20 protein-coding genes are annotated in these 23855 nt (G+C 54.5%); 13 read left to right on the top strand and 7 right to left on the bottom strand.

Translation table 11 applies throughout. The features are described 5' to 3' along the window. Positions 1-51: 51 nt before the first annotated feature. Complete coding sequence (locus ACMWKA_RS00725) at positions 52-258, bottom strand: YbfA family protein (RefSeq protein WP_013097552.1); 207 nt, start codon at positions 256-258, stop codon at positions 52-54. Positions 259-567: 309 nt separating this feature from the next. On the opposite strand from ACMWKA_RS00725, the gene kdpF reads away from it, so the two are divergent. The 9 genes from kdpF (at position 568) to potE (ending at position 12502) form a co-directional block, all read left to right on the top strand. Continuing rightward, positions 568-657 carry a K(+)-transporting ATPase subunit F gene (gene kdpF, locus ACMWKA_RS00720; RefSeq protein ID WP_014069365.1) on the top strand — a complete coding sequence of 30 codons (90 nt, stop codon included), beginning with the start codon at positions 568-570 and terminating at the stop codon, positions 655-657. Beyond that, positions 657-2336: a potassium-transporting ATPase subunit KdpA gene (kdpA, locus tag ACMWKA_RS00715; protein WP_108453330.1), complete on the top strand. Its 1680-nt coding sequence runs from the start codon at positions 657-659 to the stop codon at positions 2334-2336. Before kdpF ends, kdpA begins: the two co-directional genes overlap by 1 nt. A gap of 17 nt (positions 2337-2353) precedes the next feature. Continuing rightward, positions 2354-4402: a potassium-transporting ATPase subunit KdpB gene (kdpB, locus tag ACMWKA_RS00710; protein ID WP_029883015.1), complete on the top strand. Its 2049-nt coding sequence runs from the start codon at positions 2354-2356 to the stop codon at positions 4400-4402. A gap of 12 nt (positions 4403-4414) precedes the next feature. Beyond that, a complete protein-coding gene (gene kdpC / locus ACMWKA_RS00705; protein WP_013097555.1) occupies positions 4415-4990 on the top strand; it encodes a potassium-transporting ATPase subunit KdpC in 576 nt (191 codons plus the stop codon). Next, a complete protein-coding gene (gene kdpD, locus ACMWKA_RS00700; protein ID WP_414759904.1) occupies positions 4991-7678 on the top strand; it encodes a two-component system sensor histidine kinase KdpD in 2688 nt (895 codons plus the stop codon). Continuing rightward, positions 7675-8352 carry a two-component system response regulator KdpE gene (gene kdpE, locus ACMWKA_RS00695; protein ID WP_013097557.1) on the top strand — a complete coding sequence of 226 codons (678 nt, stop codon included), beginning with the start codon at positions 7675-7677 and terminating at the stop codon, positions 8350-8352. The genes kdpD and kdpE overlap by 4 nt, the downstream gene beginning before the upstream one ends. Before the next feature lie 279 nt (positions 8353-8631). Then, positions 8632-8736, top strand: coding sequence for a leader peptide SpeFL (speFL, locus tag ACMWKA_RS00690; protein ID WP_003858645.1), 105 nt, complete (start codon positions 8632-8634; stop codon positions 8734-8736). A 257-nt stretch (positions 8737-8993) separates the two neighbouring features. Beyond that, positions 8994-11192 carry an ornithine decarboxylase SpeF gene (speF, locus tag ACMWKA_RS00685; RefSeq protein WP_414759903.1) on the top strand — a complete coding sequence of 733 codons (2199 nt, stop codon included), beginning with the start codon at positions 8994-8996 and terminating at the stop codon, positions 11190-11192. Beyond that, positions 11189-12502, top strand: a complete 1314-nt coding sequence (gene potE / locus ACMWKA_RS00680) for a putrescine-ornithine antiporter (RefSeq protein WP_013097559.1) — start codon at positions 11189-11191, stop codon at positions 12500-12502. Before speF ends, potE begins: the two co-directional genes overlap by 4 nt. Before the next feature lie 103 nt (positions 12503-12605). On the opposite strand, the gene pgm is transcribed toward potE, so the two are convergent. Next, positions 12606-14246, bottom strand: a complete 1641-nt coding sequence (gene pgm / locus ACMWKA_RS00675; protein ID WP_013097560.1) for a phosphoglucomutase (alpha-D-glucose-1,6-bisphosphate-dependent) — start codon at positions 14244-14246, stop codon at positions 12606-12608. A gap of 24 nt (positions 14247-14270) precedes the next feature. After that, complete coding sequence (gene seqA, locus ACMWKA_RS00670; protein ID WP_023621116.1) at positions 14271-14819, bottom strand: replication initiation negative regulator SeqA; 549 nt, start codon at positions 14817-14819, stop codon at positions 14271-14273. A gap of 183 nt (positions 14820-15002) precedes the next feature. On the opposite strand from seqA, the gene ybfF reads away from it, so the two are divergent. The 4 genes from ybfF to fur all read left to right on the top strand — a co-directional run bounded on the left by ybfF (position 15003) and on the right by fur (position 17615). Further along, positions 15003-15776, top strand: coding sequence for an esterase (gene ybfF / locus ACMWKA_RS00665; protein ID WP_335261904.1), 774 nt, complete (start codon positions 15003-15005; stop codon positions 15774-15776). 128 nt (positions 15777-15904) lie between these two features. Next, positions 15905-16192, top strand: a complete 288-nt coding sequence (ybfE, locus tag ACMWKA_RS00660) for a LexA regulated protein (protein WP_013097563.1) — start codon at positions 15905-15907, stop codon at positions 16190-16192. A 155-nt stretch (positions 16193-16347) separates the two neighbouring features. Then, entirely contained in the window at positions 16348-16878 is a 531-nt protein-coding gene (gene fldA, locus ACMWKA_RS00655; RefSeq protein WP_008501067.1) for a flavodoxin FldA, read from the top strand. Positions 16879-17168: 290 nt separating this feature from the next. Beyond that, a complete protein-coding gene (gene fur, locus ACMWKA_RS00650; protein ID WP_010428651.1) occupies positions 17169-17615 on the top strand; it encodes a ferric iron uptake transcriptional regulator in 447 nt (148 codons plus the stop codon). Between the two features lie 106 nt (positions 17616-17721). Here the strand turns inward: fur and chiQ are convergent, their stop codons facing one another. The 4 genes from chiQ to nagE all read right to left on the bottom strand — a co-directional run bounded on the left by chiQ (position 17722) and on the right by nagE (position 23727). Next, positions 17722-18051, bottom strand: a complete 330-nt coding sequence (chiQ, locus tag ACMWKA_RS00645) for a ChiQ/YbfN family lipoprotein (RefSeq protein ID WP_013097564.1) — start codon at positions 18049-18051, stop codon at positions 17722-17724. Between the two features lie 44 nt (positions 18052-18095). After that, positions 18096-19493, bottom strand: a complete 1398-nt coding sequence (chiP, locus tag ACMWKA_RS00640; protein ID WP_038418907.1) for a chitoporin ChiP — start codon at positions 19491-19493, stop codon at positions 18096-18098. Between the two features lie 447 nt (positions 19494-19940). After that, entirely contained in the window at positions 19941-21608 is a 1668-nt protein-coding gene (gene glnS / locus ACMWKA_RS00635) for a glutamine--tRNA ligase (RefSeq protein WP_414759902.1), read from the bottom strand. Positions 21609-21777: 169 nt separating this feature from the next. Further along, the gene (gene nagE, locus ACMWKA_RS00630) at positions 21778-23727 is read right to left on the bottom strand and encodes a PTS N-acetyl glucosamine transporter subunit IIABC (protein WP_020684946.1); all 1950 of its coding nucleotides are present in this window, start codon (positions 23725-23727) and stop codon (positions 21778-21780) included. Positions 23728-23855 lie beyond the last annotated feature (128 nt).

Raw genomic sequence — 23855 nt, 5'->3', positions numbered from 1 at the left:
CCGCCACATTGCTGTAGGCGGTTTGTTTATTGCTGTGTGTAGTCTTTTTTATCAGTAGAAATCACAGGTCGCTTTTTCGGCCTGATCCATCCATACCGGCTTCTCGCTGGTTTTTGCCCAGACGCGGTGCAGATAGCTGTAAAAACGTGCGCGATCTTTCCAGAACAACATCACCGGCAGGGCCAGCACGCCAGCCACTACGGCGAAAGCGCGACGCATGAACACGATATGAGCCGGATACTCTTTATAAAGATCCATATTTTTCTCCCCTGTAGTTGGCCGGAAACTGACTCCGGAAAATTCAAAAACTGTGACCTGGATAAAATAATATCGCTTTGTTTGTAATTTTACTACTCATCCGACCACTTATTTTTAGCCGTTTAGCCAAAATTTACATTCACACCGTAATTAAGTTACAAAAAAGTTAACGATTTACTTATCAATAGTTAAATTGTGGGCTTTGCCATTTTTATACTTTTTTTACACCCCTCGTCCTGATTTTTGCGAAATCTTTGCGCCATAAATCCTACCGTTAGCACAAATACAAATGTCACCCGGAGGTGGATTGTGAGTGCAGGCCTTATTGCCGGCATCGTGCTGGTATTCCTGTTATTGGGTTATCTGGTTTATGCCCTGATTAATGCGGAGGCATTCTGATGGCTGCTCAGGCGTTTTTGCTTATTGCCAGTTTTTTAGGGGTGTTGTTCCTGCTGGCAAGACCGCTGGGAACAGTGCTGGCAAGGATGATTAACAACGTGGCGCTGCCGGTGGCAGGTCGCGTTGAAAAAGGGATCTGGCGCGTTCTGGGCATTCGGGAGGGGGAAATGAACTGGCGCCAGTATCTGATGGCGATCCTGCTGCTGAATATTGTCGGCCTCATCGTCCTCTTCAGCATGCTGATGCTGCAGGGGAGCTTACCGCTCAATCCACAGCAGTTGCCGGGTCTGTCCTGGCATCTGGCGCTGAACACGGCAGTCAGCTTTGTCACTAACACCAACTGGCAGTCCTATGCCGGGGAAACCACGCTGAGCTACTTTAGCCAGATGGCCGGGTTAACCGTGCAAAACTTCCTCTCTGCTGCCACCGGTATTGCGGTGATCTTCGCGCTCACGCGTGCCTTTGCGCGTCAAAATATCAGCACGCTGGGCAACGCATGGGTCGATCTGACACGCATCACGCTGTGGATACTGCTCCCTGTTGCCCTCATTATCGCGCTGTTCTTTATTCAGCAAGGTACCCTGCAAAACCTGCTGCCCTACGCGCCGTATACTTCTCTGGAAGGGGCAAAACAGCTTTTGCCTATGGGGCCGGTGGCGTCGCAGGAAGCCATTAAGATGCTCGGGACTAACGGCGGTGGCTTCTTCAACGCCAACTCGTCGCATCCGTTTGAAAACCCAACAGCGCTGACCAACTTTGTCGAAATGCTGGCGATCTTCCTGATCCCCGCCGCGCTCTGTTTTGCCTTTGGCGATGTGGTCAACGACCGCCGTCAGGGACGCACCCTTCTGTGGACCATGTCTCTGATCTTCGTGGTCTGCGTCGCGCTGGTGATGTGGGCGGAATGGAAAGGTAATCCGCATTTCCTGACGCTGGGCGCTGACAGCGCAATCAACATGGAAGGGAAAGAGAGTCGCTTTGGCATCCTGTCCAGCAGTTTGTTTGCCGTGGTTACCACCGCAGCCTCGTGCGGGGCGGTTAACGCCATGCATGACTCCTTTACGGCACTGGGTGGCATGATCCCAATGTGGCTGATGCAGATTGGCGAAGTGGTGTTTGGCGGCGTGGGCTCTGGTCTTTACGGCATGCTGCTGTTTGTGCTGCTGGCGGTGTTTATCGCCGGTCTGATGATTGGCCGTACCCCGGAATACCTGGGCAAAAAAATCGACGTCCGGGAAATGAAATTAACCGCGCTGGCCATTCTGGTCACGCCTGCCCTCGTGCTGCTCGGTACCGCGCTGGCACTGATGACCGAAGCCGGCCGCAGCGGCATCTTTAACCCGGGTATCCATGGTTTTAGTGAAGTGCTCTACGCCGTCTCGTCTGCGGCGAACAACAACGGCAGCGCCTTTGCAGGCTTAAGTGCCAACTCGCCTTTCTGGAACTGTCTGCTGGCTTTCTGCATGTTTGTCGGCCGCTTCGGCGTGATTGTGCCGGTGATGGCCATCGCCGGATCGCTGGTGAATAAAAAAATCCAACCGACCACCACCGGTACATTACCGACACACGGTGCGCTGTTTATTGGCCTGCTGACCGGCACCGTGTTGCTGGTAGGCGCCCTGACCTTTATCCCCGCCCTCGCGTTAGGCCCGGTCGCGGAAACCCTCTCTTTACGCTGATTTTGCGGAGAATTGTCATGAGTCGTAAACAACTGGCCCTGTTCGAACCGTCGTTAGTTCGTCAGGCCCTCATGGATGCGGTGAAAAAGCTGAGCCCGCGCGTACAGTGGCACAACCCGGTGATGTTTATCGTCTGGGCAGGCAGCGTGCTGACTACCGTCCTGGCGATTGCCATGGGAACGGGTCACCTCCCGGGCAACGCGATGTTCACCGGAGCCATCAGCCTGTGGCTGTGGTTTACCGTGCTGTTTGCCAACTTTGCCGAGGCGCTGGCGGAAGGCCGCAGTAAAGCGCAGGCCAACAGCCTGAAAGGGGTAAAAAAGACCGCCTTCGCACGTAAATTACGTGAGCCAAAATACGGCGCGCAGATGGACCACGTGCCGGCAGATGAGCTGCGTAAAGGCGATGTGGTGCTGGTGGAAGCCGGTGACATCATCCCCTGTGATGGCGAAGTCATTGAAGGGGGCGCTTCGGTAGACGAGAGCGCCATTACCGGGGAATCTGCGCCGGTCATTCGTGAATCTGGCGGTGACTTCGCCTCGGTCACGGGCGGGACGCGTATTCTCTCCGACTGGCTGGTGATCCAGTGCAGCGTCAACCCAGGCGAAACCTTCCTCGACCGGATGATCGCCATGGTTGAGGGCGCGCAGCGTCGTAAAACACCCAACGAAATTGCCCTCACCATTCTGCTGGTGGCGCTGACCATCGTCTTCCTGTTGGCTACCGCCACGCTGTGGCCCTTCTCCAGCTACGCGGGCACCGCGGTCAGCATCACCGTGCTGGTGGCGCTGCTGGTCTGCCTGATCCCAACCACCATCGGCGGCCTGCTCTCCGCTATTGGCGTGGCGGGTATGAGCCGCATGCTGGGCGCGAACGTTATCGCCACCAGCGGACGCGCCGTAGAGGCCGCCGGTGACGTGGATGTGCTGCTGCTGGATAAAACCGGGACCATCACCCTCGGCAACCGCCAGGCCTCCGAGTTTTTACCTGCCCCGGGCGTGGATGAAAAAACGCTGGCCGATGCCGCCCAGCTCTCGTCTCTTGCCGATGAAACGCCGGAAGGCCGCAGCATCGTTATTCTGGCGAAACAGCGCTTTAATCTGCGCCAGCGTGATGTGCAGAGCCTGCACGCCACTTTTGTCCCCTTCACGGCACAAACCCGAATGAGCGGTATCAACATTCAGGAGCGCATGATCCGTAAAGGTTCCGTTGATGCCATTCGTCGCCACATTGAAGCCAACAACGGCCATTTTCCACCGGAAGTGGACAATCTGGTTGAGAGCGTTGCCCGCCAGGGGGCCACACCGCTGGTCGTAGCCGAAGGGGCGAATGTGCTGGGGGTGATTGCGCTGAAGGACATCGTCAAAGGCGGCATTAAAGAGCGTTTCGCCCAGTTGCGTAAAATGGGGATCAAAACGGTGATGATCACCGGGGATAACCGGTTGACTGCCGCCGCGATTGCCGCAGAAGCGGGCGTGGATGATTTCCTCTCGGAAGCCACACCGGAAGCCAAGCTGGCGTTGATCCGTCAGTACCAGGCGGAAGGTCGTCTGGTCGCGATGACCGGTGACGGCACCAACGACGCCCCTGCCCTCGCACAGGCCGACGTGGCGGTGGCGATGAACTCCGGTACCCAGGCAGCAAAAGAGGCGGGCAACATGGTCGACCTTGACTCTAACCCGACCAAGCTGATTGAAGTGGTGCATATCGGTAAACAGATGCTGATGACGCGCGGGTCATTGACCACGTTCAGTATCGCCAATGACGTGGCGAAGTATTTCGCCATTATTCCCGCAGCGTTCGCGGCCACCTATCCGCAGCTAAACGCGCTGAACGTGATGCATCTGCACTCCCCGTCTTCGGCCATTCTCAGTGCGGTGATTTTCAACGCCCTGATTATTGTCTTCCTGATCCCGCTGGCGCTGAAAGGGGTGAGCTATAAACCGCTGACGGCTGCTGCCATGCTGCGCCGTAACCTGTGGATTTACGGGCTGGGCGGGCTGCTGGTGCCCTTTATCGGGATTAAAGCTATCGACCTGCTGTTAACGCTGTTCGGGCTGGTTTAAAAGGTGAATCAAATGACGATGTTACGTCCCGCTATACTTCTGTTTATTCTGCTGTCTCTCATTACAGGTGGGCTTTACCCGCTGCTGACCACCGCGCTGGGCCAGTGGTGGTTCAAGGATCAGGCCAATGGCTCACTGATCATACAGCAGGGTGAAAACCGCGGCTCCCGCCTGATTGGTCAAAACTTTACGGACGCCCGGTACTTTCAGGGACGCCCTTCCGCTACCGCCGATAGCCCGTATAATCCGATGGCATCCGGCGGGAGCAACCTGGCGGGCAGTAATCCTGAACTGGACAAAGCCATCGCTGAGCGTGTGGCGGCCCTGCGCAGCGCCAACCCGCAGGCCAGCCGGGAGATTCCAGTGGAACTGGTGACCGCCTCCGCCAGTGGGCTGGACTACAGCCTGACGCCTGAAGCGGTGGCCTGGCAGATACCGCGCGTCGCCGCGGCCCGTCATCTGAGCGTCGAGCAGGTCAGCCAGCTGGTGGCAGCGCACACGCAAAAGCCGCTGGTCAGTTTCATTGGCATGCCGGTAGTAAATATTGTTGAGCTGAATCTGGCGCTGGACGCGCTAAGGAATAACTAAATGACCGACGAGCCCTTGCGCCCGGATCCTGACAGGCTGCTCGAACAGACAGCTGAAGCCCATCGCGGCAAGCTGAAAATTTTCTTCGGCGCGTGCGCGGGCGTCGGGAAAACCTTCGCCATGCTGACAGAAGCTCAGCGGCTTCGGGCCCAGGGGCTCGATATTCTGATCGGCGTGGTGGAAACCCACGGCCGTAAAGAGACCGCGGCGTTGTTAAAGGGGCTGGCCACGCAGCCTCCACGCCGTATCAGCCATCGTGGCAGGCTGGTGACGGAGTTTGATCTCGATGCCGCCCTCGCCCGCCGCCCCGCCCTTATTCTGATGGACGAACTGGCGCACAGCAATGCGCCAGGCTCGCGCCACCCCAAACGCTGGCAGGACGTAGAAGAGTTACTTGAAGCCGGGATTGACGTCTTCACTACGGTGAATGTTCAGCATCTTGAAAGCCTGAACGACGTGGTCAGCGGCGTGACCGGCATTCAGGTGCGCGAAACGGTGCCGGATCCGTTCTTTGACTCCGCTGATGAAGTAGTGCTGGTGGACCTGCCGCCAGACGATCTGCGCCAGCGCCTGCATGAAGGGAAAGTCTATATTGCAGGCCAGGCCGAACGCGCTATCGAACACTTCTTTCGTAAAGGCAACCTGATCGCCCTGCGCGAACTGGCCCTGCGCCGCACCGCCGATCGCGTGGATGACCAGATGCGTGCCTGGCGCGATCTGCAAGGACAGGAACGCGTCTGGCATACGCGGGATGCCATCCTGCTGTGCATTGGTCACGGTAGCGGCAATGAAAAGCTTGTCCGTACCGCCGCCCGGCTGGCTGCGAAATTTGGCAGCGTCTGGCACGCGGTGTATGTCGAAACGCCGCAGCTTCACGCCCTGCCAGAAAACCAGCGTCGCGCGATCCTGAGTGCGCTGCGCCTGGCGCAGGAGCTGGGGGCGGAAACCGCGACCCTCTCCGATCCGCAGGAAGATAAAGCCATTCTGCGCTACGCGCGTGAGCACAACCTGGGCAAAATTGTCATTGGCCGTCGCCAGCACCGGCGCTGGTTTAGCCGCGAATCGTTTGCCGACAAACTGGCCCGGCGTGCACCCGACCTGGATCTGGTGGTCGTGGCGCTGGATGACAAACCCACGCCGTTACCCAACCGCGCGCCAGACAGCCGCACGTTCACCGATAAATGGCGCATCCAGCTTCGCGGTTGCCTTATCGCCGTCGTGCTTTGCGCCCTGATTACCTTTATTGCCAGCCAGTGGCTGATTGCGTTTGATGCCGCCAACCTGGTGATGATCTACCTGCTCGGCGTGGTGGTGGTGGCGCTCTTCTACGGGCGCTGGCCGTCAGTCCTGGCGACGGTGATTAACGTCATCAGCTTCGATCTCTTCTTTATCGACCCGCGCGGAACGCTTGCCGTCTCGGACGTACAGTACGTCCTCACGTTTGCCGTCATGCTCACCGTCGGGCTGGTGATCGGGAATCTGACGGCAGGCGTTCGCTATCAGGCGCGTATCGCCCGCTATCGCGAACAGCGCACCCGACATTTATACGAGATGTCTAAATCGCTGGCGGTAGGCCGCACGCCGCTGGATATCGTCCAGACCAGCGAGCAGTTTATCCGCTCGACATTTAACGCCAGCAACCTGATTTTACTCCCGGATGAGCACGGTAAGCTGCGCCCGCTGACGTCGGCCACGGGCATGACGCCGTGGGATGAGGCCATTGCACGCTGGAGCTTCGATAAAGGGTTACCGGCAGGCGCAGGGACAGACACCCTCCCCGGCGTGCCGTATCAGATCCTGCCGCTGCGCAGCGCGGATAAAAATCAGGGGCTGGTCATCGTCGAGCCTTCTAATCTGCGCCAGCTGATGATCCCCGAGCAGCAGAGGCTGCTCGAGACCTTTACGTTGCTGGTTGCCAGCGCCCTGGAGCGGCTGGCGCTGACTGCCAGCGAAGAACAGGCCCGGCTGGCAAGCGAGCGCGAAAGCATTCGCAACTCGCTGCTGGCAGCGCTCTCACACGATCTTCGCACGCCTCTCACCGTGCTGTTTGGCCAGTCGGAAATTCTGACCCTGGATCTGGCGGCGGAATGTTCAAAACACGCCCTGCAGGCCAGCGAGATCCGCCAGCACGTGCTGAACACCACGCGGCTGGTGAATAACCTGCTCGATATGGCGCGGATACAGTCTGGCGGGTTCAACCTCAAAAAAGAGTGGCTCACGCTTGAGGAAGTGGTAGGAAGCGCGCTGAAAATGCTGGAGCCCGGTCTCGGCGGACGGCATATCGCCCTGAACATGCCCGATCCCCTGACATTAATTCACGTTGATGGCCCGCTGTTTGAGCGGGTGTTAATTAATCTGCTGGAAAATGCGGGTAAATATGCCGGAGCACACGCGCAAATTGGGGTGAATGCTTCGGTGGAAGATCACACCCTGCGGCTCGACGTCTGGGACACCGGACCCGGTATTCCTGCCGGGCAGGAAAAAGCGATATTCGAAAAATTCTCACGGGGCAATAAAGAGTCTGCCATTCCGGGGGTTGGGCTGGGTCTGGCGATCTGCCAGGCCATTATTGACGTCCATGGCGGCACCATTTCGGCGGAGAACCGCCCGGAAGGAGGTGCACGTTTTTGTGTTACACTTCCTCTGGACACCCCGCCAGAACTTGATGAATTACCAGAGGATTTGTGATCAACGTCCTGATTGTAGAAGATGAACTCGCCATTAGCCGGTTTCTGCGCGCTGCGCTGGAAGGTGACGGTCTGCGCGTTCATGATGCCGGTACGCTCCAGCGCGGGTTGATTGAAGCCGCTACCCGCAAGCCGGACCTGGTGATCCTCGATCTCGGTTTGCCGGATGGCGACGGTATCGATTTTATTCGCGAGGTGCGCCAGTGGAGCCAGATGCCCATTCTGGTGCTCTCCGCACGCACCGAAGAGTCAGATAAAATCGCCGCGCTGGATGCCGGGGCGGACGACTATCTTATTAAGCCTTTTGGGATTGGTGAGTTACAGGCTCGCCTTCGTGTGGCGCTGCGTCGCCACGGTGCCGCCACGCCTGCCGACCCAACGTACACTTTCGGTGATGTGCACGTTGATCTCGCTTCGCGACGTATTGTGCGCGGTGAAGAGGAGATCCATCTCACGCCGATAGAGTTCCGCCTGCTTGCGGTTTTGCTCAACAACCACGGTAAGGTGCTGACCCAACGTCAGCTGCTGGCTCAGGTGTGGGGACCCAACGCCGTGGAACATAGTCACTATTTACGCATATATATGGGCCACCTGCGCCAGAAACTTGAAACCGACCCCGCACGTCCTCGCCATTTATTAACTGAAACCGGTATCGGTTATCGGTTTATGCTTTGAATAACTATTCAATTTTATTTCCAATAAAAACAAACCCACCCACATAATTCCATTTAAATAAGCCATAAGCGATAATTTAGGCTTATTTTCGCTCATTCAAAACAGAAACAATACAATCCGTTAACGCATCATCAACAAACCAGTGTTTTGATCTGCGATATTCATCGAAAACGAATAATTATTTCTGATTTGATCGGTTAAGGGTGATCTAATTCACAGTTAATCGCTTTTTCCTGGATAAAATGACCATGCTTTCAATTACTGAAAGGAAAATGAAACATGGAAAACAATAATCGCTTGATGCCCCATATAAGGCGGACAACACATATCATGATGTTTGCCCACCGAAACTGCTTTGACTTCCATCTCTTTAATGCCCGGTAGTCCTTCGACTTCTGGCGCACCCGCTTGCAGGTTAACCTGAAAAAACTCTATTTTACAGTCTGTTGCCTGTGAAGGCGTGCGTTCATTCAATTTAATTCAGACTTATCCGCAGCCGGGCGGACTGAATCTCATTCATTAAAAAGCAACTTACTGATTTTTTTATCAGCGGCCACACTTTGCTTTTTTTTCCGGACATTATCGATTTCTTTCTAGCGAGAAATCGAGGGACGAATATTGCCTTAAATAAAGAGAGAAAGATGAAAAGTTTAAAAATTGCAGCCAGCCGTGCATGCCCTGATTGCTTTACCACTCACCGTGAACTGGTAGATGTCAGCACCTCTGATTATATTGACGTCGCCGCCATTGTTCTGGCCGTGAGCGATATTTCCAGTGGCACTCTGGAAGAAATAGAAGCTACCGGGTTTGGTATTCCCGTATTTATTGCGACACATAAAGAAGAGTTCATTCCGGCTGAATATTTATCGCGCATCCACGGTGTGTTTGAGTGTTCAGAGACCAGTAACGACTTTTACGGACGTCAACTGGAAGCGGCTGCGCAGAAGTACGAAACCCAGCTACGCCCCCCGTTTTTCCGCGCACTGGTCGACTACGTGAATCAGGGCAACAGCGCATTCGATTGTCCGGGGCATCAGGGTGGGCAATTTTTCCGTCGTCATCCTGCCGGTAATCAATTTGTCGATTTCTTCGGCGAAACGCTTTTCCGCTCCGATCTGTGCAACGCCGACGTGGCCATGGGGGATCTGCTGATTCATGAAGGCGCGCCGTGCATTGCCCAGCAACACGCGGCGAAAGTGTTTAATGCGGATAAAACCTACTTTGTGCTGAACGGTACCTCATCATCCAACAAAGTGGTGCTAAACGCCCTGCTCACCCCCGGCGACCTGGTGCTGTTCGATCGTAATAACCATAAATCCAACCACCACGGAGCCCTGCTTCAGGCGGGTGCCACGCCGGTCTATCTGGAAACGGCGCGCAACCCGTACGGCTTTATTGGTGGCATTGATGCCCACTGCTTTGAGGAGAGCTACCTGCGCGAGCTGGTATCGGAAGTGGCGCCGGGTCGTGCGCGTGACGAACGTCCGTTCCGTCTGGCGGTGATCCAGCTGGGCACCTACGATGGCACCATTTATAACGCCCGGCAGGTCGTCGATAAAATTGGTCACCTGTGCGACTACATCCTGTTTGATTCTGCCTGGGTGGGCTACGAACAATTTATTCCGATGATGGCCGACTGCTCTCCGCTGCTGCTGGAGCTGAACGAAAACGATCCGGGGATCCTGGTTACGCAGTCAGTCCATAAACAGCAGGCGGGTTTTTCGCAGACCTCGCAAATTCACAAGAAAGACCGCCATATTAAAGGCCAACCGCGCTATGTCCCGCACAAGCGCCTGAATAACGCCTTTATGATGCACGCCTCCACCAGCCCGTTCTACCCCCTGTTTGCCGCACTGGATATCAACGCCCGCATGCACGAGGGGCAGAGTGGCCGCAATATGTGGATGGACTGCGTGGTTACCGGCATTGAAGCACGCAAGCTGATCCTGGAGAACTGCCAGTTTATTCGCCCGTTCGTGCCGGAGCTGGTAGATGGCCGTCCGTGGGAAAGCTGGGACACGGCTGAAATTGCCACCGACCTGCGCTTCTTCCACTTTGTGCCGGGTGAAAACTGGCACGCTTTTGAAGGGTATGCCGAGCATCAATACTTTATCGACCCGTGCAAACTGCTGTTGACCACGCCGGGCATCAACGCCCGTACCGGCGAGTATGAGGATTTCGGCGTGCCCGCCACCATCCTGGCTAACTTCCTGCGTGAAAACAGCATCGTGCCGGAGAAATGCGATCTCAACTCGATCCTGTTCCTGCTGACCCCTGCAGAAGATATGGGCAAGCTGCAGCAGCTGGTGGCACAGCTGGTGCGTTTCGAAAAACTGCTTCAGACCGATGCGCCATTAAAAGAGGTGCTTCCGTCTATCTGTAAGCAATACCCGGAACGCTACGCCGGTTATACCCTGCGCCAGATATGCCAGGAGATGCATGAACTGTACGCCCGCCATAACGTGAAACAGCTGCAAAAAGAGATGTTCCGCAAGTCTCACTTCCCTCGCGTGATGATGAACCCGCAGGACGCAAACTATGCGTATCTGCGTGGTGAGGTTGAACTGGTCTCCCTGCGTGATGCGGAAGGCCGCATTGCCGCCGAAGGCGCCCTGCCTTACCCACCAGGCGTGCTGTGCGTGGTTCCGGGTGAAGTCTGGGGAGGCTCCGTCCTGCGCTACTTTGCCGCGCTGGAAGAGGGTATCAACCTTTTACCGGGCTTCGCACCGGAACTACAGGGTGTGTACGTTGAGGAGTGTGACGGACGCAAACAGGTTCGCTGTAACGTCATCAAACAACACGCCGCTCAGCCCGCGCTGCTGAAAGGAGAAAAATTATGAGTAAGTCCAACAAGATGGGCGTGGTGCAGCTGACCATCCTCACCATGGTCAACATGATGGGGTCAGGGATTATTATGCTGCCCACCAAACTTGCCGAGGTGGGTACTATTTCGATTATCTCCTGGCTGGTAACCGCGGTCGGCTCCATGGCGCTGGCATGGGCATTTGCCAAATGCGGAATGTTCAGCCGCAAGTCAGGCGGGATGGGCGGCTACGCCGAATACGCCTTCGGCAAATCTGGCAACTTTATGGCTAACTACACCTATGGCGTGTCGCTGCTGATCGCCAACGTGGCGATTGCCATCTCCGCCGTGGGTTACGGTACGGAGCTGTTTGGTGCCACGCTCAGCCCGGTGCAAATTGGTTTGGCCACCATCGGCGTGCTGTGGATCTGCACCGTGGCCAACTTTGGCGGCGCGCGCATCACGGGTCAGTTAAGTAGCATCACCGTCTGGGGCGTGATTATCCCGGTTGTCGGGCTGTGCATCATCGGCTGGTTCTGGTTCAGTCCGACCCTGTACGCGAACTCCTGGAACCCGCACCATGTGCCGTTCTTTTCCGCTGTGGGGTCCTCTATCGCCATGACGTTATGGGCATTCCTCGGTCTGGAATCTGCCTGTGCAAACGCGGAAGTGGTAGAGAACCCGGAAAAGAACGTCCCGATTGCCGTTCTTGGCGGAACGCTGGGCGCGGCGGTGATCTATATCGTCTCCACTAATGTTATTGCCGGTATCGTACCGAACATGGATTTGGCTAACTCCACGGCGCCGTTTGGGCTGGCCTTCGCGCAGATGTTCACCCCGGAAGTCGGGAAAGTGATCATGGGGCTGATGGTCATGTCCTGTTGCGGTTCACTCCTCGGCTGGCAGTTCACCATCGCGCAGGTGTTTAAATCTTCGGCTGACGAAGGTTACTTCCCGAAAATCTTCTCCCGGGTGACCAAAGCCGATGCGCCGGTGCAGGGCATGCTGGCCATTGTCATCTTCCAGAGCGGGTTATCGCTGATGACCATTAGCCCATCCCTGAACAGCCAGTTCAACGTGCTGGTCAACCTGGCGGTGGTGACAAATATCATTCCATATATTCTGTCGATGGCGGCGCTGGTGATCATTCAGAAGGTGGCGAAAGTCGATCCCCGTAAAGCACGGGCGGCCAATATTGTGGCGCTGATTGGGGCGATTTACAGCTTCTATGCGCTCTACTCATCCGGCCAGGAGGCGATGCTTTATGGTGCGATGGTGACCTTTATGGGCTGGACGCTGTACGGGCTGGTCTCACCGCGGTTTGAATTGAAGAATAAACATAGTTAGGTAAAAGCAAAACGGCAACCCAGGGGCTGCCGTTTTTAGTGTTTTCACCCTCTCCCTGTGGGAGAGGGCCGGGGTGAGGGCATCAGCCCGCACCGAACACCACTTACGCGTTTTTCAGTACTTCGCTGACAATCTCTACCGCTTCTTTCTCAATCTGCTGGCGATGCTCAGCGCCGAGGAAGCTTTCACAATAGATTTTGTACGCATCTTCCGTACCGGATGGACGCGCGGCGAACCAGCCATTTTCGGTCATCACTTTCAGACCACCGATAGAGGCACCGTTACCCGGCGCTGCCGTCAGACGTGCCGTAATCGGATCACCGGCCAGCGTGCTGGCACTGACCATCTCCGGAGAGAGTTTAGACAGGGCTGCTTTCTGTGCGGAGGTCGCGCTTGCCTGGATACGGTTGTAGCTCGGTGCACCAAAGCGCGCCGCCAGCTCGTCGTAGTGTTCCTGCGGGTTCTTGCCGGTGACCGCGGTGATCTCCGCCGCCAGCAGACACATGATGATACCGTCTTTGTCGGTTGACCATGGTGTGCCGTCGAAACGCAGGAAGGATGCCCCTGCGCTCTCTTCACCACCAAAGCCGAAGCTGCCGTCATGCAGACCGTCAACAAACCATTTAAAACCCACCGGCACTTCCACCAGCTTGCGACCCAGCGCGTCGACCACGCGGTCGATCATGGCTGAAGAAACCAGCGTTTTACCCACAGCCACCTCTTTGCCCCACTGCGGGCGGTGCTGGAACAGGTAGTTGATTGCCACAGCCAGGTAGTGGTTTGGGTTCATCAGCCCGGCCGGGGTAACGATACCGTGGCGGTCATAATCCGGGTCGTTGGCGAAGGCCAGATCGAATTTGTCACGCAGTGCCAGCAGACCTGCCATCGCGCACTCGGAGGAGCAGTCCATACGGATCGCGCCGTCTTTATCAAGGTGCATAAAGCGGAAGGTCTGATCGACGTGATCGTTAACGATGGTCAGATCCAGCTTGTAGTGCTCTGCAATGCGTTTCCAGTATTCAATACCAGAGCCGCCCAGCGGATCCACACCCAGCTTCAGGCCGGCTTTCTGGATAGCCGCCATATCAACGATATCCGCCAGCCCTTCCACGAATGGCTGCACCAGGTCCTGCTCTTTCACGTGGCCGGACGCCATGGCCGCATCCAGAGAAATACGCTTAACGCCTTTCAAGCCGTCAGCCAGTAACGCGTTGGCGCGGTCTTCCACCACTTTAGTGACGTTGGTATCTGCCGGGCCACCGTTAGGTGGGTTATATTTGATACCACCGTCTTCCGGCGGGTTGTGAGAAGGCGTGATAACGATACCGTCAGCCTGTGGGCCACCTTTTTTGTTGTGCACAAGGATAGCGTTAGAGACGGCAGGCGTTGGGGTGAAACCGTTATTTTCCTGCACAATTACATCAACGCCGTTCGCCGCCAGAACTTCCAGCACGGAAATGAATGCCGGTTCAGACAGGGCGTGAGTATCTTTCCCCACGTAGCACGGACCGGTAACACCGTTTTTGGCGCGCTCTTCCGCGATGGCCTGAGCAATGGCCAGAATGTGCGGTTCGTTAAAGCTATGGCGTGCCGCGCTACCGCGATGGCCTGATGTCCCAAACTTCACTGCGTGTTCTGCGTTGCCCACGACCGGTTTCAGCACATAATACTGCGCGGTCAGCTGAGCGACGTTAATCAAATCGCTTTGTTGTGCAGGTTGGCCTGCACGGCTGTGATTTGCCATTACCGGGTCCTTCTGATGCAAGGGTTAAATTGTACCGCAAACCTTTTCAATCAATTCCGCCGGGAACTGCATGGACTGCATGATGTGTTCAACCATGCTGCACTTGCGGCCCGTATTGGTATTGGTGATGACCCAGTACGGTGTGCCAGGGACATGTTTAGGTTTGGTCTGGTTGCCATTTTGCAGCAGCGTCTGCTCGTCGCCCGCGAAATAGACGCGCGTGCGACCGTGCAGCGACTCAGTCGCTTCAGCAAACGCCTTGTTATCCAGTGAATAAAGTGTAGACAGCACCAGCATGAAGCGGTTGACCGCTTTTTTCTGCTCTGCATATTCATCAGACAGCAGCAGCTCGCGCATCGCACGTACTTTGTCTTTCACCTGCACGGCGGCAGGTTTTGCTTGTGCAACAACACTCGGCTGAGACACGACATCTTTAGTGGCTGGGGTAGCAGACGGTGAGGCGGCGGAAATTTTAAGCATACGCCGTAAAATGTCGGACGCGCTCTCCCCGATATGCCGCGTTTGGCTGGCAATAAACTGATAGAGTTCGTCATCAACTTCGATTGTTTTCATCTTAATCCAGTGCGATATCTTATCTGAATACAAGTCGTTGAGATTATAAAGTCAAATCCCAACAGCGGATAGCGTCAAACCAGGTTGGCGGCAAAAGTCAGATTAAACTGGAACCTTGCAGCCGGGCGGCAGAATGGTCAACATAATACCCTAACCTGTCACACCTAAAAAAAGAACTTTGCCATGAAATTGAATACCCGAGCGCAATCTGCACAATCGCCGAACACGAATCCTCCCATCGTACTGGTTCACGGGCTGTTTGGCAGCCTGGATAACCTGGGCGTGCTGGCGCGCGATCTGGTTACCGATCACGATATTTTGCAGGTGGATATGCGAAATCATGGCCTTTCCGGGCGTTCAGAAGAGATGACCTATGCGGCCATGGCGCAGGATCTGCTGGATACGCTGGATGCCAACAATCTCGAGAAAGTGACGTTGATCGGGCATTCAATGGGCGGCAAAGCGGTCATGGCCCTGACGGCTCTGGCACCAGAAAGAATAAGTGGCCTGGTGGTCATAGATGTCGCCCCGGTGGATTACAACGTCCGTCGCCATGATGAGATTTTCGCCGCCATCAACGCGGTAACCAACGCTGGCGTCTCGACGCGCCAACAGGCAGCCGTCGTTATGCGTGAGCATCTGGATGAAGAAGGGGTTATCCAGTTTCTGCTGAAATCGTTCGTTGACGGCCAGTGGCGGTTCAACGTGCCGGTGCTGTGGGAGCAGTACGATAACATCGTTGGTTGGGAAACCGTACCGGCATGGCCGCACCCTACCCTCTTCATTCGTGGCGGCAATTCGCCCTACGTTACCGACGACTGTCGCGATACCCTGCTGGCGCAATTCCCGCAGGCACGCGCTCATGTCATAGCTGGCGCCGGACATTGGGTTCATGCGGAAAAACCAGACGCCGTCTTACGCGCCATTCGCCGCTATCTGACTGATACGGCAAATTGATTAAAAAGAGAGCGACTGGAAGGCTGCGGGCTTCCAGTCGTTGGCGTGCCGTTTTTGGTGATGTATGATGGCGCGCTTATCGCCCAGGCATTAGCAGGGCGGCGTGTTTCCCCCGAAGTCTCAGAATCATGGCCAAAGAACAAACGGACCGTACGACACTAGATCTGTTCGCGAATGAGCGTCGACCGGGACGACCAAAAACGAATCCGCTTTCGCGCGACGAACAGCTGCGTATTAATAAACGCAACCAGCTTAAACGCGATAAAAATCGTGGGCTTAAGCGTGTCGAACTGAAGCTCAACGCCGACGCTGTCGATGCGCTAAACGAACTGGCTGACGCGCGTAATATCAGCCGCAGCGAGCTGATCGAAGAGATGTTACTCACCCAACTCGAGACCATGCGCAGTAAGGCATAAGTCCGAAAAATCCCTTTATTACCCTTTTCATGTAGCACAGAGTGCAGTCCTGCGCGATAGCTGTTTCCGCAGGGTTGCCTGTTCTGCTATTATTGCCTTTATCCGTGGACAAATTGCGCCACCATACCATTAAGTATCAAGAGGTTATTTTACTCATGGCAATTATCGGCATTTTCTTCGGCAGTGATACCGGCAATACCGAAAATATCGCAAAAAACATTCAGAAACAGCTCGGTAAAGACGTTGCCGATGTGCACGACATCGCCAAGAGCAGCAAAGAAGATCTCGAAGGCTATGACATCCTGCTGCTGGGTATTCCGACCTGGTATTACGGTGAAGCCCAGTGTGACTGGGATGATTTCTTCCCAACGCTGGAAGAGGTGGATTTCAACGGCAAGCTGGTTGCCCTGTTTGGCTGCGGCGACCAGGAAGACTATGCAGAGTACTTCTGTGATGCGCTGGGCACCATCCGCGACATTATTGAGCCAAACGGTGCCGTTATTGTAGGTCACTGGCCTACCGCTGGTTACCACTTCGAAGCGTCTAAAGGTCTGGCAGACGACGATCACTTCGTGGGTCTGGCGATTGACGAAGATCGTCAGCCAGAACTGACCGCCGAGCGCGTTGAAAAATGGGTTAAGCAGATCCGTGAAGAGCTGCACCTGGACGATATTCTCAACGCCTGATGATTCTTGCGGCGCAACGGTGGTTGCGCCCATAAACCAGGTCAAACCGATTAAATTAATTGCTACAATCTTTTAACTTTTTCGCCCAGACCTGTACAATGACCCCCTGATAAAACGTGGCTTTCACAATGCAAGTTTGTTGGTGATACCACGTTTTTATAAGCATACTTTACCTGAGACTTGCAGTTTTCATTTAGCCATGGCAGTTCTATAATGAGACGCATTATCCCGGGTGCAATTTCTGTCACTTCCTACAGAAGTGAATCGTTTAGCAACAGGACAGATTCCGCATGACTGACAACAATACCGCATTAAAGAAGGCTGGCCTGAAAGTTACGCTTCCTCGGTTAAAAATCCTTGAAGTGCTTCAGGGTCCAGACAATCACCATGTCAGTGCGGAAGACCTTTATAAGCGTCTTATCGACATGGGCGAAGAGATTGGGCTGGCAACCGTCTATCGTGTGCTGAACCAGTTTGATGACGCGGGCATTGTCACCCGTCATAATTTCGAAGGCGGTAAATCTGTATTCGAACTGACTCAACAGCATCACCACGATCACCTGATCTGCCTGGATTGCGGCAAGGTCATTGAATTCAGCGATGATTCCATTGAATCTCGCCAGCGTGAAATCGCCGCACGTCACGGTATCCGCCTGACGAACCACAGCCTGTACCTGTATGGTCACTGCGCTGAAGGTGATTGCCGCGAAGACGATCACGCGCACGACGCGAAATAAACACGTTTCATACTCTGAGCCAGCCGCAAGGTTGGCTTTTTTTTTGCCTGCGGTCTGGCAAAAAAAAGCCCGGCAGCGCAGCGCTACCGGGCATGATAACAGCGGGTTAATGGCTGTTGTTGCTGCGAATCTCTTTCCAGATCTGATCGCAACGCTTCGCGACTTCCTGATCGTTACCGGTTTTACGCGCCTGGATACAGGCCTGATAATCCATTACACGAATATTCTCCTGGGTTGCGAACTGTTCATGCGCTTTCTCTTTTTTCAGCACATTCAGCACGCTCTGACAGGCTTCGATCTTCTCCGGCGAACCTTCCGCCGTATTGATACACGCGCTGTAGGCTTCTTTCAGACGGGAGTCCTCTTTCGGGGCCTGATTCTGCGCACAAGCCACCAGTCCCGATGCCAGCAACGCGACGATTACAATCTTTTTCATATGTAGTCTCCGGTCCGGCGGGAATTTCCCCGCCGGACGAGTCATCAGAAGATGGTGAACGGTGCGATAACCATGAATTTCACGTCGCGTTCATCCTGGAAGATGTTGCCGTAACCGCCGGCGTAGCTCGGGATATCGGAGTGGTTGTCGTATTGTGTAAAGTGCAGTTTGAACATAGTACCTTTGGCGCGACCATCCTGCAGGGTGTAGATCGCATCCAGGCTGTAAGCGGATTCTTTGAGACGATAGTTTGGATCGTAGTATGCGTCTGGCGTTGCCATATCAGCAGGCTTCGCATCCCATGCGTAGGCGTAAGATGCCCCCACCGCCCAGCCTGGCAGGTTCCAGTTTTTCAGATCATACATTGCGCCGAAGAAGACTGCTTTTTCGCCATCGGCGTTGAAGTCGGAACGGTTATCCCACCAGATATCCAGACGACCGTTTGAAGATGCATAGGTTGGGGTCATACGCTGCAGGAAGTAGCCCTGCTGCCCTTCCGCTTTTACCCACGTTCCTTCAAGACGCAAATCTACCTGACCGACTTTGTAGCCGAAGGTCAGCGCCTGCAACCACGCCGTGCCGTCATAAATATCATTCACGCCACCATCACTGACTTTATCTCGCGTACCGTAGAACTGGTAGCTGGTACTCAGCGGGCTACCCGCGATGTCAAATTTATAACTGGCCTTAGCAAAATACTGATCGATATAACCTTCCGCCTGACCAAATGCCGCTTCAAGCACTAAATCATTTTTAAAGTCGTACTTCGCGCCCAGCGAGTGAAGATAATCCACTTTGGTCTTTTTATCGTTCTGGTAGAACTTGTCCATTTCGATATGCCATGGCGCTTTATACTCGTTGGTCCACATATACGAGAAGCTCAACGCACCTGCGTCACCGTAATCAAAATTGGCGCCCGCTTCTGCCCCCTGATAGGTACCTGGCATAAAGCTCCAGTGCGGTGCTAACAGGGTTTGACCGGTTGGCTGAATATAACCACCGCGCGCCCATACCGGGCCGTATTTAAATTTCGCGGCAGCTTTATACAGGCTGATACCGCTTTTATCTCCAGACCAGTCTTCTTTATACGCTTTATTACTGGAGGAGAAGGCAATTTCGTTCGGGTGGCCGCTGTCACCATTTTCCGCCATTTCAATTGCCGTGAAGGCGGCAATATCCAGGCCGAACATATCGGCAGCGTAACCAGACTGGAAATCCAGATTGGCGTTCCAGGTAGAGTGAGAAAGGTTCGTTTTATATTTATCTTCCGTGACATCTTTACGATCACGTTCACGCTGCCAGTAATAAATACCGCCCGTGAGGGTTGAATCATCGATGAAGCCTGCTGCTTTAGCGTCTGGCGTCACCACCAGGCCTGACATTGCTGTCACACCGGCAATAGCCAGCGCCAGCGCACTACGTTTGCCACTGAACGTACGCATAGATTATTCCTCTTTGACGAATTAAAACGCCTAAAACGGCGAAAAATATAAAAGACCTGATGGTCAGGGGTAGTCGGAAATACCCTCGAATAACTACCGTCTTTAGGTTATTTTTCGCGACGCGAATTATCAATGCTTTTCGGTGGCTAAAACTCAGGATTATGACGAAGAGCACATAATTGGTAGTGCTTTGTAACATTTAACGGGATGCCAGTACTGGCGGGGGAAAAGGCCGATTTTCAATAAGTAACGCGTTAAATGATATTCTTTTTACGGTGCATCAGAATTTTGAAAGGGGATAAACTTTTTTTAAAAAAAAATAAGTAGCACCACATTGACCTGTTATTTTAATAAACGCTATTTGGCTACCGCTTTAAAGGCATGATCACTCTATAAAAAAACGCCGCATTACGCGGCGTTTGTTTCTCATTGACCAGCGCAGCGTTATTATTCGCCGATTTTCGTCCAGGTATCACGCAGACCGACCGTACGGTTAAATACCGGTTTTTCAGCGGTGCTGTGACGGCTGTCCAGGCAGAAGTAACCTTCACGTTCAAACTGGAACGCTTTACCCGCCTCAGCCGCTTTCAGGGATGGCTCAGCGTAACCCTGTTTGATGACCAGCGATTCCGGGTTAATGGTCGCCAGGAAGTCTTCTGCTGCGCCTGGGTTAGGCACGCTGAACAGACGATCGTACAGACGAATCTCTACCGGCAACGCGTGTGATGCACTGACCCAGTGGATCACGCCTTTCACCTTACGACCGTCCGCTGGATCTTTGCTCAGGGTCTCGGCATCGTATGTGCAGAAGATCGTGGTGATGTTGCCTTCCGCATCTTTTTCTACGCGCTCAGCCTTGATCACATAGGCGTTACGCAGACGCACCTCTTTACCGAGCACCAGTCGCTTGTACTGTTTGTTCGCTTCTTCGCGGAAGTCAGCACGATCGATCCAGATTTTACCGCTGAACGGTACGTCACGGCTGCCCATCTCCGGTTTGTTCGGATGGTTAGGCATCGAGACCATTTCGCTCGCACCCTGCGGATAGTTTTCGATAACCAGTTTTACCGGGTCGATAACGGCCATCGCGCGCGGCGCGTTTTCGTTCAGATCTTCACGAATGCAGGATTCCAGAGACGCCATCTCAATGGTGTTATCCTGCTTGGTCACACCAATGCGTTTGCAGAACTCACGGATTGACGCCGCGGTGTAGCCACGACGGCGCAGACCAGAGATGGTCGGCATACGTGGGTCGTCCCAGCCTTCAACGTGCTTATCGGTCACCAGCAGGTTCAGCTTACGCTTGGACATCACGGTGTATTCCAGATTCAGACGAGAGAACTCGTACTGACGCGGATGCACCGGAATCGTGATGTTATCCAGCACCCAGTCGTACAGACGACGGTTGTCCTGGAATTCCAGCGTACACAGCGAGTGGGTGATGCCTTCCAGCGCATCGCTGATGCAGTGGGTGAAGTCGTACATCGGGTAGATGCACCACTTGTTACCGGTCTGGTGATGTTCAGCGAATTTAATGCGGTAAAGCACCGGGTCGCGCATCACGATAAACGGTGATGCCATATCGATTTTGGCACGCAGGCACGCTTTACCTTCCTCGAAACCACCAGCACGCATTTTTTCAAACAGCGCCAGGTTCTCTTCCACGCTGCGATCGCGGAACGGGCTGTTTTTACCCGGTGCCGTCAGCGTGCCGCGGTATTCACGGATTTCATCTGCAGAGAGCTCGTCAACATAGGCCAGACCTTTATTGATCAGCTCAACGGCATAGGCATACAGCTGATCGAAATAGTCAGAGGAGTAGCAGATATCGCCAGACCAGTTGAAGCCCAGCCATTGCACGTCGTTCTTAATGGACTCAACGTATTCGATGTCTTCTTTTACTGGGTTGGTGTCATCGAAACGCAGGTTGCACTGCCCCTGGTAATCCTGTGCGATACCAAAGTTCAGGCAGATCGATTTGGCGTGACCAATGTGCAGGTAGCCATTAGGCTCCGGCGGGAAACGCGTATGCACCGTGGTGTGCTTACCACTGGCCAGATCTTCATCGATGATCTGACGAATAAAGTTACTCGGGCGGGCTTCTGCCTCACTCATCGTGGATTCCTCAAAGCGTAAACAACGTATAACGGCATATGATCTTATAAGCCGGACGTAGTGACAACCCTTAAAACGTCCCGGAAGAAAATAATGGGGGCATTTGCTGCAAAAAAAAGCGGCGGAGGATCTCCCCCGCCGCTTAAGGCATGACTCTACTCAGGAGCGATTACTTGCCTTTAATCTCATACAGTGGCGTTTGCCCCGCAACCACCTGACCTTTTGCCTGAAGCACCAGGCCGCTGAAATCGTCGATGTTGCTGCATACCACCGGGCTTATCATCGAACGGGCATTGGCGTTCAGGAAGTCCAGATCCATTTCCAGAATCGGCTGACCTGCAACCACTTCTGCGCCCTCTTCTACCAGGCGAGTAAAGCCCTGGCCGTTCAGCGCAACGGTATCAATACCCATATGAACCACGATCTCCGCGCCTTTTTCGGTTTCGAGGCAGAACGCGTGGTTGGTGTTAAAGATTTTCACGATGGTGCCCGCCGCAGGAGACACAACGGTTTTCTCCGTTGGTTTCACCGCAACACCGTCACCGACCGCTTTGCTGGCAAACGCTTCGTCAGGTACCTGCTCAAGCGCGACCACCTCACCCGTAACCGGTGAAACCAGCGCGGCGATAGTAGCGGCGTTTGGTACAGCCTGCGGTTTAGCAACCGGAGCATCAGCCACAGGCGCGCTATCCGTTGAGGCAGCAGCAACCGGTCCACGGGCAACCACTTTTTTCATTTCATCGCCGATAGATTCGGCTTTCGCACCCACAATAACCTGGATGGTTTGTTTGTTCAGTTTCACCACACCAGACGCGCCCAGGCGTTTGCACATGGCATCGCTTACGCGCGCAGAGTCGCCAACGGTCAGACGCAGACGGGTAATACAGGCATCAATGGCTTTCAGGTTGTCGGTACCGCCTACCGCGGCGATATAGCTGGTTGCCAGCTGGGTCAACCCTTCTTCGGTATTGCTGTTTGCTTCACTGGTTACGACGTCATCTTTTGTATCTTCGCGGCCCGGCGTTTTGAGGTTAAACATACGAATAACCGCGCTGAACAGGAGGAAGTAGACGACGAAGAACACCAGGCCCATCACAACCAGCATCCAGACGTTTTTGCTGGCTGCCGGCAGGTTGTACATCAACACGTAGTCGATCGCACCGGCTGAGAAGGAGAAGCCCGCGTGAATACCCAGCAGAGTGGCCACAAACAGGCTGATACCGGTAAGCACCGCGTGCATGAGGTACAGCAGCGGAGCCAGGAACATGAACAGGAATTCCAGTGGCTCAGTAACACCGGTCAGGAACGCCGTTACCGCAACAGAGAGCAGCATGCCGCCAACCATTGGGCGACGCGCTTTTGGCGCGGCCAGATACATTGCCAGTGCAGCGCCCGGCAGACCAAACATCATGATTGGGAAGAAACCGGACATAAACATGCCCGCAGTGCCGTCACCCGCGTAGAAGCGGTTGATATCACCGTGGAATACGGTACCTGCCGCGTTGGTGAACTCACCAATCTGGAACCATGCGATGGTGTTCAGAACCTGATGCAGGCCGGTTGGGATCAGCAGACGGTTGATGAAACCGAAGATACCTGCCCCCATTGCGCCCGCAGACACGATCCACTCACCGCCTGCATGAATGGCATGCTGTACCGGCGGCCAGACATAACCAAAGATAGCGGCCAGAATCAGACAGAAAAAGCCTGTCGCAATCGGGACAAAGCGTTTTCCGCCAAAGAAGCTCAGGAAATCTGGCAGTTTGATACCCGCCCAACGGTTGTACACTGCACCGCCGACCAGACCGGTAATAATACCCGCCAGAACACCCATGTTGATTTCAGGGTTGATGGTTACCATCGCTTTGGTCAGGATGAAATAACCGACTGCCCCTGCCAGCGCCGCGGCACCCGCGCTGTCTTTAGACCAGCTGGACGCCACGCCGATGGCGAAAATCAGCGCCAGGTTGTCAAATATCGCACCACCCGCTTGCGCGATAAACGGCACGTTAAGAAGATCGGGTTGCCCGAATCGCAACAGCAGTGCTGCAACCGGTAGCACGGCGATAGGGAGCTGCAAAGCCCTACCGAGGCGCTGGAAAAAACCTAAAATATTCATCCTATTCCCCCTACGAGACCCTTATTAAGGCTCGTGCATTAACTATGTTTTTTATTGTGTCACGAACTAGAAATACAGTTGATGATTCACTGGCATTGTGAGTGTGTGAAAAATTAATTCGTATCGCA

This window comes from Enterobacter sp. 03-F-07-AD-ECC (assembly GCF_047530935.1).
In the GTDB taxonomy this organism is placed as follows: Bacteria; Pseudomonadota; Gammaproteobacteria; order Enterobacterales; family Enterobacteriaceae; genus Enterobacter; species Enterobacter cloacae.
This window is presented reverse-complemented; position numbering and strand designations above follow the sequence as displayed.

Coding starts and splice junctions, on each gene's coding strand:
- ACMWKA_RS00725 (WP_013097552.1), bottom strand. CDS start 258: ATGGATCTTTATAAAGAGTATCCGGCTCATATCGTGTTCATGCGTCGC.
- kdpA (WP_108453330.1), top strand. CDS start 657: ATGGCTGCTCAGGCGTTTTTGCTTATTGCCAGTTTTTTAGGGGTGTTG.
- kdpB (WP_029883015.1), top strand. CDS start 2,354: ATGAGTCGTAAACAACTGGCCCTGTTCGAACCGTCGTTAGTTCGTCAG.
- kdpC (WP_013097555.1), top strand. CDS start 4,415: ATGACGATGTTACGTCCCGCTATACTTCTGTTTATTCTGCTGTCTCTC.
- kdpD (WP_414759904.1), top strand. CDS start 4,991: ATGACCGACGAGCCCTTGCGCCCGGATCCTGACAGGCTGCTCGAACAG.
- speFL (WP_003858645.1), top strand. CDS start 8,632: ATGGAAAACAATAATCGCTTGATGCCCCATATAAGGCGGACAACACAT.
- speF (WP_414759903.1), top strand. CDS start 8,994: ATGAAAAGTTTAAAAATTGCAGCCAGCCGTGCATGCCCTGATTGCTTT.
- potE (WP_013097559.1), top strand. CDS start 11,189: ATGAGTAAGTCCAACAAGATGGGCGTGGTGCAGCTGACCATCCTCACC.
- pgm (WP_013097560.1), bottom strand. CDS start 14,246: ATGGCAAATCACAGCCGTGCAGGCCAACCTGCACAACAAAGCGATTTG.
- seqA (WP_023621116.1), bottom strand. CDS start 14,819: ATGAAAACAATCGAAGTTGATGACGAACTCTATCAGTTTATTGCCAGC.
- ybfF (WP_335261904.1), top strand. CDS start 15,003: ATGAAATTGAATACCCGAGCGCAATCTGCACAATCGCCGAACACGAAT.
- ybfE (WP_013097563.1), top strand. CDS start 15,905: ATGGCCAAAGAACAAACGGACCGTACGACACTAGATCTGTTCGCGAAT.
- fldA (WP_008501067.1), top strand. CDS start 16,348: ATGGCAATTATCGGCATTTTCTTCGGCAGTGATACCGGCAATACCGAA.
- fur (WP_010428651.1), top strand. CDS start 17,169: ATGACTGACAACAATACCGCATTAAAGAAGGCTGGCCTGAAAGTTACG.
- chiQ (WP_013097564.1), bottom strand. CDS start 18,051: ATGAAAAAGATTGTAATCGTCGCGTTGCTGGCATCGGGACTGGTGGCT.
- chiP (WP_038418907.1), bottom strand. CDS start 19,493: ATGCGTACGTTCAGTGGCAAACGTAGTGCGCTGGCGCTGGCTATTGCC.
- glnS (WP_414759902.1), bottom strand. CDS start 21,608: ATGAGTGAGGCAGAAGCCCGCCCGAGTAACTTTATTCGTCAGATCATC.
- nagE (WP_020684946.1), bottom strand. CDS start 23,727: ATGAATATTTTAGGTTTTTTCCAGCGCCTCGGTAGGGCTTTGCAGCTC.